The sequence below is a fragment of the Alkalihalobacillus pseudalcaliphilus genome (genome assembly GCF_028610675.1).
Classification (GTDB): Bacteria; Bacillota; Bacilli; order Bacillales; family Bacillaceae_D; genus Alkalihalobacillus; species Alkalihalobacillus pseudalcaliphilus.
The window spans coordinates 59,348-72,567 of sequence record NZ_JAQQWS010000006.1 but is presented as its reverse complement, the minus strand read 5'-3'; the positions used below and the strand labels follow the sequence as shown (position 1 = coordinate 72,567).

Here is a 13,220-nt window from a genome sequence, read left to right as displayed (position 1 = left end):
GATGTAGCCCTCACACATGGATGTGAGGGCTTTTACTTATGATAATAAAGAGGCCCTGCCGCCTAAGCGTAAAACGAGAGAAAGCCCGAGCAAACGTCGAATCTCGGGGTTGCGGGGAAAAAAGAGAAAGAAAGCCCAGCAAAAGGAAAGTCGCGCGTATCTATCACCAGATGGATGACCAGCTAACTTCACGGCACAATCTATCGTCCATAAGTAATTTCATATAAAACTAATTCATATCAATTTAATAGGCTTTAATGATTGACAAATAGGAAGGATGAATCTATAGTAAATCAATAGGAATTAAATCGTATGAACTTGACTGACTCATCAATCAGTTGACAAAAAGATATTAGTCCTTAAAGGGTGTGAATAGAATCGATTCAAAAAAGGTGGATGCGACTTTACGAAAAGAGCAACTTATGAAAGCAGCTTTACAATTATTTGCAACAGATGGTTACCATAAAACGAAGGTTTCAGACATTGTTAAGGTGGTTGGCGTAGCACAAGGCACTTTCTATTGGTACTTTTCTAGCAAAGAAGATATTGCCTTAGCCATTATCGCTGTTGGGAAAGAGAAGCTATTGGCTGTCGTTCAACAAGGGTACCGTGAGAAAGCCGGTTCCTTAGATGAAATGCTCAGATCTTCTTATCATTTAATTTATTCGTATTTGCAGTTTGCCAAGAGGAATCGTGATTTAATGGCTTTTATATTCTTAAAAGGTCAAGGAGCAGATCCGGCGATAAAAAATGAAATTATAAAAATATTTGTATCTATTGAGCATGCTTTTGCAAATAATATAAAACGAGCAACTCAATTAAAGATGTTACAAAAATCTCAAAAGGCAGAATTAAAAGCGATGATGTTAACAAGTTTGTTAAATGGAACGATGGAGAGATGGCTATTTGGCCCTCAAAGGGATTTACATTATCTTTCTAACGAATCAATTGAAACGGTTGCACATCACCTTGTACAGTTCGAGTTTTTTGGACTTTTATCAGGAGGAGACGTGGATGGAGACAAAGGTTAAATGGCAAGGAACGAGCATGTCCATAACCAATGATAAACAATTTCAAGTGAATGGCGCTACGTTGCAGACGAATGATCAAGGCTTATCACCGATTGAACTAATATCGAGCTCGTTAGGTTTATGTGTCTTTATTTCGATGAACAAATTATTTGATCGTGATGAAGTCGACGTTGATCGGGAACAATTAGAAGTGAAGGTCTTGGCAACAAAAGCTGAAGGAGCACCTTCTAGAATTGAAAGCTTTCAAGTCAAAATCAAATTCCCAGACGGGTTAGAACCTACATATAAAAGAAAATTAGCGATATCTGCGGAAAAGGCTTGTACAATTGGCAATACGATTCAACGTGGTGCAGAAATAAAAGTAGTAGAAATATAACAACAGGAGGAAATGAACATGAATAAGAAAGTAACTTTGTGGTTTACCGCTGCTATGTTAGCTTTAGTGCTTGTCGCGTGTGGGGGAAATGATAACGAAACAACTGAAAACGATGGTGGCGAGGGAGATGTGACGGTTGAGCCAGGTGGAGAAATCAGAATTGCGATTCCGGCACAGCCTCCAACATTAGATGCACAAGTAACGGTTTCGACAGCGTCGCTCAATATTGGACGTCATATATATGAAACATTAGTAGCTTTAAATGAAGATTATGAGCCAGTGCCGATGTTAGCAGAATCTGTTGATATGTCAGAAGATGGTTTAACTTATACATTTGTAATGCGTGAAGGTCTTACTTTTCATAACGGTGAGCCTGTCACAACTGATGATGTGGAAGCGTCGATGAATCGTTGGTTAGTCAGTTCATCCCGTGCCAAGCTATTGCTTGAAGGTGCTGAGTTTGAAGCAACAGATGATCAAACGGTCGTTTTAACATTACAAGAGCGTGCAGCCGATGTGTTAGACATTATGGCTGGGCAAAGTGAATTCCCTGCGATCATGCCAAAAGATGTCGTTGAAGGTGCTGATGCCTCTGGTGTAACGGAATACATTGGAACGGGTCCTTTTAAATTTGAAGAATGGGCTCAAGATCAATATATTCATTTATCGAAGTTTGATGATTATGTAGCTAGTGAAGAAGAGCGTAGTGGTCTATCAGGTAAAAAGGAAGCATTGGTTGACGATATTTATTTTGAAATTGTGACAGATCCATTTACACGTGTATCTGGTTTACAAACAGGAAGTTATGATATTGCCGACGAGATTCCGTTTGATAACTTTGAGCAAGTTAGTCAAATGAATGATATTGAAACACATTTATACTTAAACCGTACGTTAACTTGGTTTTATAATATTAATGAAGGCCCAATGGCGGACCAAAAAATGCGTGAAGCTGTAAATTCGGCGATTAACCTAGACGACCTTTTACTATTTGCTTATGCAGATGAAGAGTTATACGAAACACACCCTGGTTATATGAATTTAAATCAGGTGAATTGGTCTAATACAGCGGGTGAAGAAAATTATAATGTTAACGACCCTGAGCGGGCGAAAGAGCTTTTAGAAGAAGCAGGATATAATGGTGAGGAAATTACGATTATTACGACACGTGACTATGATTATATGTATAAGGCCGCTTTATCTGTGCAAGATCAGTTAACGGAAATCGGTATGAATGTAAATGTTGAGAATTACGACTTAGCTACATTCTTAGAGTTAAAAACCGTACCAAGTGAGTGGGATATGTTAGCAGCTGGTACAGGCTATGTGACAATTCCTGCACAGTTACTAGCGTTAAATCCAGGATTTGCTGGCACTGATGACCCTGTTGCACAAGAAATGTTAAAAGAAGTTCGTACGGCTGAAACACCAGAGGATGCCTACGAGAAGTGGGAAGAGCTTCAAGGCTACTTATACGATTTCTTATCAACAACGGTCATGGGCCACCAAAATGATATTATCGCAACCTCGAACCGAGTCAAAGGATTTGAGCCATTCCAAGCACCAATTCTTTGGGGAACAACGGTTGAACAATAAGTATAGTTAATTGGGTGAAAAGGTGTGGCAAGTTCACACCTTTTTGCTGATTACAAGTGGTATTACCTCCGAGCAAAAGCCGAATCTCGGGGTTACGAGCAGAAAAAGAGAGAGTAACCCCGAGTAAAAGCTGAATCTCGGGGTTGCGAGTGAAAAAAAGAGAAGAAAGCCCGAGCAAAAGCCGAATCTCGGGGTTGCGAGCAGAAAAAGAGAGAGTAACCCCCGAGTAAAAGCCGAATCTCGGGGTTGCGAGCAGAAAAAGAGAGAGTAACCCCGAGTAAAAGCCGAATCTCGGGGTTGCGAGCAGAAAAAGAAAGAGTAACCCCGAGCAAAAGCCGAATCTCGGGGTTGCGAGTGAAAAAAAGAGAAGAAAGCCCGAGCAAAAGCCGAATCTTGGGGTTGGGAGCGAAAAAAGTAGAAGAAAGCCCGAGCAAAAGCCGAATCTCGGGGTTGCGAGCAGAAAAAGAGAGAGTAACCCCGAGTAAAAGCTGAATCTCGGGGTTGCGGGCGAAAAAAGTAGAAGAAAGCCCAAGCAAAAGCCGAATCCCGGGATTCGGGGCGAAAAAAGCGAGAAGAACTTTGTGTAAAGCAGGCAAACAGTAATACGCCACAATGAAGCAAAAAAGAGAGCCGCCGATGCTGCGTAAATAAAATGGTGCGCCAATGAATAGAAAACCGAAAGAAAGGAGTGACAACATGGCCTCATATATTGTTAAAAGATTATTTTCGTTATTTCCTGTACTGTTTGTTGTTTCGATTGTAATTTTTTCTATTATACATATTACGCCAGGGAATCCAGCCGCGATGATTTTGGGTCAAGAGGCGACGCAGGAAGCGATTGATGCTCTCAGTCAGCAGATGGGCTTGCATTTACCTGTATATGAACAGTATCTCAATTGGGTTATGGGTGTTTTTCAGGCTGATTTAGGGAACTCCTTTTTTATGCGTGAGCCTGTGCTTGATTTAATTTTTAACTATATTCAGCCTACCTTATCATTATCGATTTTTGCTCAAGTTATTGCGATTATGATCGCGATTCCAGTGGGGATTATTGCCGCGACAAAGAGAGGTTCGTGGTTAGATCAATCATTAATGAGTATGACATTAGTCGGTATGGCGATCCCTAGTTTTTTGTTAGGTCTATTATTAATGCTTGTTCTAGGTGTTCAGCTTCAATGGCTGCCAATCGGTGGTTATCGGCCACTTGAGCAAGGGTTGTTCGAGCACCTTAAATTTCTGCTTATGCCAGCTTTATCTTTGGCAACCGTGCAAGCAGCATTGATTGCGAGAATGACACGTTCATCGATGCTTGAGGTTCTGAATCGTAGTTTTATAAAAACCGCACGATCTAAAGGATCAAAAGAACGTCGCGTTATTTTTGGTCATGCCCTGAGAAATGCTTTTTTACCGGTATTAACCGTCATTGGACAATCATTTGGAACGTTGCTGGCAGGAGCGGTCGTAACAGAAATTATCTTTAATATTCCTGGAATCGGGCAGTTAGTTGTCAACTCTGTTGAAAGGCGCGATTATCCTGTCATTCAAGGAACGGTTTTATTTATTACGGTATCCTATGTGTTTATCAATTTATTGATTGACTTGTTATATGGGATCATTGATCCACGCGTTAGACTAGGACAAGGTAAGAGGGGAGGTTAGGTCCATGCAAAGTCGTGAAGAAGCTTTGAAAAATATAAAGCTTGATTTAAAAAGAGAGCAGCGTCAACTATTTAGGAAGCGTTTCTTCGGAAATAAATCGGTGGTTATTGGTTTTATTCTTATCTCCTTTATGCTGTTTGTGGCTTTTATTGGACCACTCCTCATACAGGCAAGCCCTTTTACAATGAATGCCACAGAGAGATTACAAGCACCGCAACTATCCCATTGGTTAGGAACCGATGAGTTCGGGCGCGATCTTTTAAGTCGTGTCGTGCATGGGGCTCAAGTATCGATTTTAGTTGGTTTAGCTGTTACGTTCATATCGGCAGTAGGTGGACTTATTATTGGATTATATGCAAGTTATTACCCGAAGCTTGATCATATTTTAATGAGAATCTGTGATGGGCTCATGGCCATACCGGGTGTTCTACTGGCGATTGCTTTAATGGCGGCATTAGGTCCATCGCCGACCAATGTTGTGATAGCATTAAGTATCGTTTTTACACCAAATATAGCAAGGGTCGTTCGTTCGGAAGCCCTTGTTGTCAAGGAACAAACGTATATCGAAGCGATGTATGCACAGGGAGCGAAAGGGACAAGGATTATTTGGCAGCATATGGCTCCCAATACATTATCACCGTTAATAGTTCAGGCAACTTTTATTTTTGCAGAAACGATTATTACAGAGGCGGCATTAAGCTTCTTGGGTGTTGGAATACCGGCTCCTGAGCCAAGCTGGGGAAATATACTCTATGATGGAAAACTGGTTATCTTCCAAGCTTGGTGGATGGTTGTCTTCCCTGGTTTAATGATTATCATCTCTGTATTAGGTCTGAATTTATTAGGGGATGGACTAAGAGACTTACTTGATCCACATGGTAGCGTTAGAAAGAGACGGAAGAAAAAATGAAAGGAGGGGGAATCATGAAAAAGCAAACTTTATTAGAAGTGAAGCATCTTCAAACATCTTTTGAGACAGAAAGAGGTCCGGTCACAGCTGTTGATGATGTTAGCTTTGAAGTCAATAGTGGCGAAATACTTGGCATTGTTGGTGAGTCTGGGAGTGGAAAAAGTGTAACGGCACAATCGATTACACGTTTACATGATGAGCATTTTACATCTTATAACGGTGAAGTGCTTTTTGAAGGAGAGAATATCTTAACGTTTCCTGTATCAAAAGTACAGCGCATTCGTGGGAATGAAATCTCGATGATCTTCCAAGACCCGCTAAGTTCATTAAATCCTGTTCATAAAGTGGGTAAACAAATTGTTGAAGCGATTTTACTTCATAAAAAAGTCTCCAAAAAAGCAGCGAAGCAAGAAGCGGTTGAGCTATTGAGGAAAACAGGGATTCCTTCTCCAGAAGAAAGGTATCACGAATATCCTCATCAATTATCTGGTGGAATGCAACAGAGGGTTGGTATCGCAATTGCCCTTGCTTGTCAGCCAAAATTGCTCATTGCCGATGAACCAACGACTGCTTTGGATGTTACGATTCAAGCTCAAATACTAAAGCTAATGACAAAAATTAATGAGGATTCGGGTATGGGTGTGATGTTTATAACCCATGATTTAGGTGTTGTCGCCCAAATTTGTACACGAGTCATGGTGATGTATCTTGGACAAGTCGTCGAGGTCGCTAGTACGAAGCAGTTATTTAATGAACCTTTGCATCCTTATGCATTGGGCTTAATGGAATCAATACCAAAACTTGAAGGTGACCGTCACCAAAAGCTTTCTGTAATTGAAGGGGTGGTCCCTTCATTAAGTGACATACCAAATGCTTGCCGATTTGCACCGAGATGCCCACTTGCGACCTCAATTTGTGTAGAAAAAGAACCACAACTTGAAGAGGTTAAGGATGGACGACAAGTCCGTTGCTGGCATTACGAAAAACTTGTGAAGGAGGAAAACGAGCATGGTGAAACAAGTGGTTGAAGAGAAATACTTACTTAATGTCCAACATTTAAAAAAGTATTATCAAATTCGTGGAGCCTTTGGTCGTTTAAGCCCAGTCAAAGGTGAAGTGAAGGCGGTTGATGATATTTCCTTTCAATTAGAGAAGGGCGAAACATACGGATTAGTCGGTGAATCAGGATCTGGCAAAACAACCACAGGACGTGCCTTACTGCGATTAATCGATCCAAGCTCAGGACACGTTTTGTATGAAGGGAAAGATATTGCCAATTTATCACAAGAAGAGTTACGGAAAATAAGGAAAGATATGCAAATGGTCTTTCAAGACCCGTTTTCTTCATTAAACCCAAGGAAAAGGATTGGCCAAATTCTAGAAGAACCCCTGAAAATACATGGAATTGGCACAAAGAAACAAAGGCAAGAGACAGCCTTTGATATTCTAGAGAAAGTAGGTTTAAAGCCAGAGCACTATTTTCGTTTCCCGCATGAGTTCTCAGGCGGACAAAGGCAGAGGATTGGTTTAGCTCGAGCTCTCGTATTAAAGCCTAAATTTATTATCTTAGACGAACCCGTCTCTGCTTTAGATGTTTCCATTCAGTCGCAAATTTTAAATTTGTTAGCTGATTTGCAAAAAGAGTTGGATTTAACATTTTTGTTCATTGCCCATGATATAAGTGTTGTTCGTCATATTTCCGATCGAATTGGTGTCATGTACTTAGGGCATATCGTTGAAGAGGCTCCGACCGATTCCTTATTTGAAAAGCCGTTACATCCTTATACACAAGCATTACTGGCCTCTGTTCCACGTCGGACCACAGATGTGAAGCAAGAATTAATCTCGATTGAAGGTGAATTACCTTCCCCGCTTCATCCACCTTCTGGTTGTGTCTTTCATACTCGTTGTCCTCATGCGTGGGAACGATGCAAGCAGGAAGTGCCTGTCTATCAAGAAATTCATCAACGTCATTTTACAGCATGTCATCTGTACGATGAGAAATAAATGAGTGGAGTTATTCATCTTTGTAGGGGTGGATAGCTTTTTTTGTCGAAGGAAAGACAGAAAAAATTATAGAAGGGAAAAACATCCTGTTGTAAAATTTTTTTAAGGGTGTCGCCAAAAAAAGAGTGGTTATGAGTCGATATTAATAAAAATATTATTAGCAATAATCGTTATTCGTTGATTTTGTCATACTTGGTGTAGTAGCTTTGAATAATCCTGTAAGTATTGATTCATTAAATTCGTTGAACATAAAGTAAGGGATTCCTTACATGAGATTATATCAGAAATTTCTAATAATAAACAGTCTACTTCTTTTGAAAAAGTTACTTTATAATGAGTAAATACCATTATTTTCAAGGAGAGGTGCTACTCAAATGGAGATTTTTTCTTTTACTAAAGAGCTTGGCAAAAAAGTCACGCATTTTGATTCTAATTTTATCATGTCAAAAATAACAGTTATAGAAGAGGAAACGAGGATAGGCGGTATGTATCTAGAAGCTGGTGGAGTCATTGGTTATCACCAAGCAAAATCACCGCAGCTTTTATTAGTTGTGAAAGGGGAAGGATTAGTTAAAGGTGGCTCTAATGAATATCTAGCTGTGTCAGAAGGTGATGCCGTCTATTGGGAAGAAGGCGAGTGGCATGAGACGAAAACAGACAGTGGTTTAACAGCGATTGTATTGGAAAGTAAGGAGCTAAGTCCGGGATTGTTGATGGAAAGGAAATAAAGGTACGTGTAATTTCTGAAATTTACATAAAGGTAAGCTCTTTTCTTCATGTAGGAGAATGTAGAATAATAAATATTAGGAGGTCCTTGCTTGAAACAAAAAATATTATTTTATCTATTTGCCGTTCTATCTGTTATATTATTTACAAAAGTAAGTAAAGAAATATATCTTTATGTATCAAGTGTATGGGGTTGGGATTTTGGTAGATTAATAGATCTAATTTTATTGGCCTTCTATTTTGTGATCATTATCCCTTGTGCTATTTTTCTTACTCATCAATTGGTGAAGTTTTTGGTGGCGAAAGGAATCGAGAAACCGAGGAATTATACAATTTTACTGATTTTTCTTGTCGCACTTGGTTCCTTGTACTTCTATAACGAATACCGAGCAAAGCCCTTAGGTCAAGTGTTAGGTGTAAAAGAATCGAATTTTGAATCCTTGCAAATTAGAGGTGGAGCAGGTGAAGTACAAATTACAGATATTGATGACGTACAGGTGTTTATCCAATTTCTAAACAAATATAATGTAAAGAAAAGTATGAAGGGAAATGGTGATCTATCGGGATTAGAGTCCTTTGGATTATTTGTTGATACAAAAAGGCTACCTTCAACAATAGGAGCCATTTCCCCAGATAAACTGTACCTACTCGGCCGAGGAGAGGGTAACTATATCGTCACAAATGGACCAATTGATATGAATTGGGTTGAGGATTTTGTGCAAACACAACAACAGGGCGAGTAAGTCTTGTTGTTTGTTTACGATTTATATACGAAAAAATAGAAAACGATCAGAGCCATTAAAATAGAAATACCTGCTTTTCCCCAAACAAAACCTTTACTTAATCCAGCTAGTCTTTCTAAGTAATGGATATATGACATCGTCAATATAAAGCCAAAAGACAGAATTAAATAGGACAGGTCATGAGATAATTCTAGGTATCTAGCTAACCCAATTAGTATGAATAATAATCCTATTGTTCCTACTGTGGCATAAAAATATAAACCAGTTTTTTTGTTGTTTTCCACGGTACGTCCTCATTTCAACTTAGAATTGACGCCTATTCCCACTCTTTTTTTGCTAATGGTTTGAGTGACTCCCCAAAATAAAAAACGTAAACAAAAATGAGAAGAAAAACCACATAGACAATTTCAAACAACGTGAATGGTTCAAAGTCAATCAATAAGATATTAATAAAAATCAATATTAAGGAGAGGAGTTCCAAAAATGAACTTTTAAATCCAATTCTTTTATACAGAAATTTTGTCTTATATAAGTTAAAAATATCCACAAATTGTTCGCTCATAAAGCCTTTGACTAGTGCTAAACCTATCAAATATATCCCTACAGCATAAGAAATATCTAAAAATTGCACAATAATACAATAGCCAATTGTAAATAGAAGTAATAACATGGCTGTAATCTCCCTTTTATGTAATTATTGAATATTCTAGCATTAATAGACAGAATATTCAATATTTTTTAGAGGGAGGGGCACTCAATTGAGCAGTAAAGCTTGAAGTATGCCATTAAATACACTCAATTTATTGAAAGAGAGGAGAGATATAGTGAGTCACTATACAGTTTCTTTACATAAACCGAAAAAAATCAAACTTTAGCTATTCGAGGAAACAAACCGTGTGTGATACTGTGGTGTGGAGATGGACATTTACGGTGTTTATATGGTTGAAATGACGAAAGAAATGTACAATCAACGGTCTACTAATGTTTTTATGAGAGGGGAGCCATGCACTCTTCTAAGTTATTTCGTGCGTTATTGACAAGTGAGCTCACTTTATAAGCTGTCAAATGACCTTCATGATAGGGGATAAGTTGATATTTTAGAATGGAAGGATCTGTGATAGTATGGTCTAACCATGTTCGCCTTGCTTCTTCATCTAAGATCACAGGCATGCGCTCATGAATAGGGCTTATCATTTTATTGGCCCTTGTAGTGATAATAGTACATGTAACAAGTTCCTGATCGTTCATTTTCCAACGGTCCCATAGCCCAGCAAAGGTCATGATTTTGCGATCGGATCGTATAATCCGAAAAGGTTGCTTAGAACCATCCTCTTGTTTTTTCCATTCATAAAAACTATCCGCAGGAATTAAGCAGCGTCTGTGAGATAAAAGCTTCTTAAAAGCGGGCTTTTTATCTAGTGTCTCAGCACGAGCATTAATCATCTTAAATCCGTTTTTACTATCCTTCTCCCAAGCAGGAACAAGCCCCCATTGTAAGAAGCCTGTTCGATATTCATTTCTATTGGCAACAATCGCCAACACGTGTTGGCTAGGAGCAGTATTATAGCTGAGTTCATATTCAGGGAAAGAAAGCTGAAGTTGATCCTCTAATTCGTCCTTAGGGGTTGCAAGTGTAAAACGTCCACACATATGGGAAACCTCGTTTCTTTTGGAACTGTAAATCGAGTGAAACATGCTCTCTAGTTAAATTGGTTTACCCTCATATTTTAACCAAAATAAGTTAGCTTTAATTCAAATAATAAAGAAGTAAAGGGACGACCTTTACTCCTTTGCTCCGTGGACTTTAACACAAATTCAATTAAGCCCATTGGTGGATCTGAATGATTAAAGTAAGAATCTAACACCCAAACATCGACAATATCACCAATCTCTAACTCCTCAAAGTTTAATTTATTTTCATTGACATCGACGACAACTGTTTTAGAAGATCTATCTAAATAAGCGGATAAGCCACCCTCCTCATTTTCAACGAAAATCTGATTTCTACTGAATTCAATAATCTCGCCTGTGACTTCTGGAGTTCTATCTGGTTCGTTATGGTTACAACCTATACAAAGAAGAAGAAGCATAGCAATTAACGTTTTACGTAACAAGGGACTCACTCCTCTTAAATAAGTTATCATGATAAATGATATTTTCAGAAAAATAAATTAATTACCTGCTGTTTGCATATATCATACATGTTTATAGAAGGAGTAATACAGTGAAAACGTAAGTTCCGTGTTATGAACCTTCATAACCTGCGTTTATATTTTAATTCCTAGCTGGCTGATTAAATCAAAGATATTTTTGGAGCAATTCTTCATGTGAAAGTAGTAGTTTTGTTAATAATATCCATAAAAAAGTACCGAATCACCTATTGACGCATATATTAATCTTATATATTATATAATTCATATCTTAATACTATGAATTAAAAGAGAAGTAGGTGAAATAGATGGTTTTTATGGTGATTACAGGTTTAATCCTAGGTGCTTTACTCGGTTTTGTCATGCAGAGAGGTCGTTTTTGTTTGACAGGTGGATTCCGAGATATGTTTATTTCAAAAGATAACCGAATGTTTTACGCCTTATTAATTGCGATAGCTGTTCACGCTGTTGGTATCTATATACTAATAGGTACAGGGTTTGTTCAATTTTCAGCAGGAGAGTTTTCGTGGTTAGGTGTTGTTATTGGATCGTTTATTTTTGGGATTGGTATTATCCTAGCTGGTGGCTGTGCGACAGGAACATGGTACCGTGCAGGAGAAGGTTTAATTGGGAGTTGGATCGCTTTAGCAACTTATATGTTGATGGCAGCCATTATGAGAACAGGTCCACTTGCACCCGTTAATAATTCGGTCTCTGAGGTTACTTTACCGAGTAATTCCTTGGAGGAATCAACGGGGATATCGGTTTGGGTATTCGTTGCAGTCTTATTGGCTGTTGTTACTTGGATTTTAGTACGTGAATTCAAAAAGCCCAAAGTTGCGATACCTAGTTTAAAGCCTAAACGTACAGGATTGGCCCATCTATTATTTGAAAAGCGTTGGCATCCATTTTTTACAGCAACATTAATTGGGGTTATTGCCATCGCAGCTTGGCCAATAAGTCAAGTGACCGGGAGAATGTTCGGTCTCGGTATCACCACACCTTCAGCGAATATATTACAATTTGCAGTTACAGCTGATATGAGCTTTATTAACTGGGGTGTTTTCTTAGTCTTAGGGATTTTTATTGGTTCGTTTATAGCAGCAAAAGCTTCGCGTGAGTTCCGTTTTAGAATGCCAGATGTGAAAACAGGTATTAGTAGTGCTTCTGGTGGTTTGATGATGGGCTTTGGAGCTAGTCTTGCAGGTGGTTGCTCGATTGGGAATGGCTTAGTTATGACAGCGATGATGACATGGCAAGGCTGGACAGCTTTATTATTTATGATTCTAGGAACATGGACAGCATCTTACTTTGTCTTCATTCGACCAATGAAAAAGAAAGCAGGAAATGCATCACCCCAAGCAGCATAAAAGTTAAAGATAAAGATGTCAGAACTGTGGGTAGGTTTAGAGTGCCATCGAGGCCGGGTGCAAGGACGAAGGTGTCGTAAAAGAAGTTTAATGACATCTTCCACAACGAGCATTGAAGATGTGCATATCCAGCTTTAGTTAACTTTTATATAAAACTCCCATGGCGGAGCCAAAACCAGCTCCGACACCAACAAAAATGAAAGTCATCTATCACCACCTTAAGGTATATAAGGGTTTGTGCAGATACTGAGGCCAAACCTTGGAGTAATTGCACAAAGAGGCGGTTAATGTGCAGATACTGAGGCCAAACCTTGGAGTAACTGCACAAAGAGGCGGTTAATGTGCAGATACTGAAGCCAAACCTTGGAGTAACTGCACAAAGAAGGGGTTAATGTGCAGATACTGAGGCCAAACCTTGAAGTATCTACACAAAGAAGGGGTTAATGTGCAGATACTGAGGCCAAATCTTAGAGTAACTGCACAAAGAAGGGGTTAATGTGCAGATACTGAGGCCAAACCTTGGAGTAACTGAACAAAGAGGCGGTTAATGTGCAGATACTGAGGCCAAACCTTGAAGTATCTACACAAAGAGGCGGTTAATGTGCAGATACTGAAGCCAAACCTTGGAGTATCTACACAAAGAGGCGGTTAA

Annotated in this window: 16 protein-coding genes; 10 read left to right on the top strand and 6 right to left on the bottom strand. The window is 39.0% G+C overall.

Annotated features, from left to right (window positions below; genetic code table 11):
- Positions 1–36: 36 nt before the first annotated feature.
- Positions 37–192 (bottom strand): hypothetical protein, encoded by a 156-nt coding sequence (locus tag PQ479_RS13660; RefSeq protein ID WP_273717035.1) that lies wholly within the window; start codon positions 190–192, stop codon positions 37–39.
- 230 nt (positions 193–422) lie between these two features.
- On the opposite strand from PQ479_RS13660, the gene PQ479_RS13655 reads away from it, so the two are divergent.
- Genes PQ479_RS13655 through PQ479_RS13645 form a run of 3 tightly spaced genes read left to right on the top strand, consistent with a single transcriptional unit; the run spans position 423 to position 3,003 of the window.
- Positions 423–1,031: a TetR/AcrR family transcriptional regulator gene (locus tag PQ479_RS13655; RefSeq protein ID WP_047989702.1), complete on the top strand. Its 609-nt coding sequence runs from the start codon at positions 423–425 to the stop codon at positions 1,029–1,031.
- On the top strand, positions 1,015–1,407 hold the full coding sequence (locus PQ479_RS13650; protein WP_053070454.1) for an OsmC family protein: 393 nt from the start codon (positions 1,015–1,017) through the stop codon (positions 1,405–1,407). Before PQ479_RS13655 ends, PQ479_RS13650 begins: the two co-directional genes overlap by 17 nt.
- Positions 1,408–1,425: 18 nt before the next feature.
- Positions 1,426–3,003 (top strand): ABC transporter substrate-binding protein, encoded by a 1,578-nt coding sequence (locus PQ479_RS13645; RefSeq protein WP_047989701.1) that lies wholly within the window; start codon positions 1,426–1,428, stop codon positions 3,001–3,003.
- A gap of 92 nt (positions 3,004–3,095) precedes the next feature.
- On the opposite strand, the gene PQ479_RS13640 is transcribed toward PQ479_RS13645, so the two are convergent.
- On the bottom strand, positions 3,096–3,539 hold the full coding sequence (locus PQ479_RS13640) for a hypothetical protein (protein ID WP_273717034.1): 444 nt from the start codon (positions 3,537–3,539) through the stop codon (positions 3,096–3,098).
- A 160-nt stretch (positions 3,540–3,699) separates the two neighbouring features.
- Between PQ479_RS13640 and PQ479_RS13635 the strand changes: the two genes are divergently transcribed.
- The 6 genes from PQ479_RS13635 to PQ479_RS13610 all read left to right on the top strand — a co-directional run bounded on the left by PQ479_RS13635 (position 3,700) and on the right by PQ479_RS13610 (position 9,048).
- The gene (locus PQ479_RS13635; protein ID WP_047989700.1) at positions 3,700–4,662 is read left to right on the top strand and encodes an ABC transporter permease; all 963 of its coding nucleotides are present in this window, start codon (positions 3,700–3,702) and stop codon (positions 4,660–4,662) included.
- A gap of 4 nt (positions 4,663–4,666) precedes the next feature.
- Complete coding sequence (locus tag PQ479_RS13630; RefSeq protein WP_047989699.1) at positions 4,667–5,572, top strand: ABC transporter permease; 906 nt, start codon at positions 4,667–4,669, stop codon at positions 5,570–5,572.
- Positions 5,573–5,586: 14 nt separating this feature from the next.
- Complete coding sequence (locus PQ479_RS13625) at positions 5,587–6,600, top strand: ABC transporter ATP-binding protein (RefSeq protein WP_047989698.1); 1,014 nt, start codon at positions 5,587–5,589, stop codon at positions 6,598–6,600.
- The gene (locus PQ479_RS13620) at positions 6,581–7,579 is read left to right on the top strand and encodes an ABC transporter ATP-binding protein (protein WP_083991308.1); all 999 of its coding nucleotides are present in this window, start codon (positions 6,581–6,583) and stop codon (positions 7,577–7,579) included. Before PQ479_RS13625 ends, PQ479_RS13620 begins: the two co-directional genes overlap by 20 nt.
- A 374-nt stretch (positions 7,580–7,953) precedes the next feature.
- On the top strand, positions 7,954–8,307 hold the full coding sequence (locus tag PQ479_RS13615) for a cupin domain-containing protein (RefSeq protein WP_047989697.1): 354 nt from the start codon (positions 7,954–7,956) through the stop codon (positions 8,305–8,307).
- A 90-nt stretch (positions 8,308–8,397) separates the two neighbouring features.
- Complete coding sequence (locus PQ479_RS13610; RefSeq protein ID WP_047989696.1) at positions 8,398–9,048, top strand: hypothetical protein; 651 nt, start codon at positions 8,398–8,400, stop codon at positions 9,046–9,048.
- Between the two features lie 14 nt (positions 9,049–9,062).
- On the opposite strand, the gene PQ479_RS13605 is transcribed toward PQ479_RS13610, so the two are convergent.
- The 4 genes from PQ479_RS13605 to PQ479_RS13590 form a co-directional block, all read right to left on the bottom strand.
- A complete protein-coding gene (locus PQ479_RS13605; RefSeq protein WP_047989695.1) occupies positions 9,063–9,332 on the bottom strand; it encodes a hypothetical protein in 270 nt (89 codons plus the stop codon).
- Positions 9,333–9,364: 32 nt separating this feature from the next.
- Positions 9,365–9,718, bottom strand: a complete 354-nt coding sequence (locus PQ479_RS13600; RefSeq protein WP_047989694.1) for a hypothetical protein — start codon at positions 9,716–9,718, stop codon at positions 9,365–9,367.
- A 317-nt stretch (positions 9,719–10,035) separates the two neighbouring features.
- On the bottom strand, positions 10,036–10,698 hold the full coding sequence (locus PQ479_RS13595; protein ID WP_047989693.1) for an SOS response-associated peptidase: 663 nt from the start codon (positions 10,696–10,698) through the stop codon (positions 10,036–10,038).
- Positions 10,699–10,775: 77 nt separating this feature from the next.
- Positions 10,776–11,162: a DUF3221 domain-containing protein gene (locus PQ479_RS13590; protein WP_047989692.1), complete on the bottom strand. Its 387-nt coding sequence runs from the start codon at positions 11,160–11,162 to the stop codon at positions 10,776–10,778.
- 344 nt (positions 11,163–11,506) lie between these two features.
- Here PQ479_RS13590 and PQ479_RS13585 point away from each other — a divergent pair, with 344 nt between their 5' ends.
- A complete protein-coding gene (locus PQ479_RS13585; protein WP_273717033.1) occupies positions 11,507–12,568 on the top strand; it encodes a YeeE/YedE family protein in 1,062 nt (353 codons plus the stop codon).
- Positions 12,569–13,220: the final 652 nt, after the last annotated feature.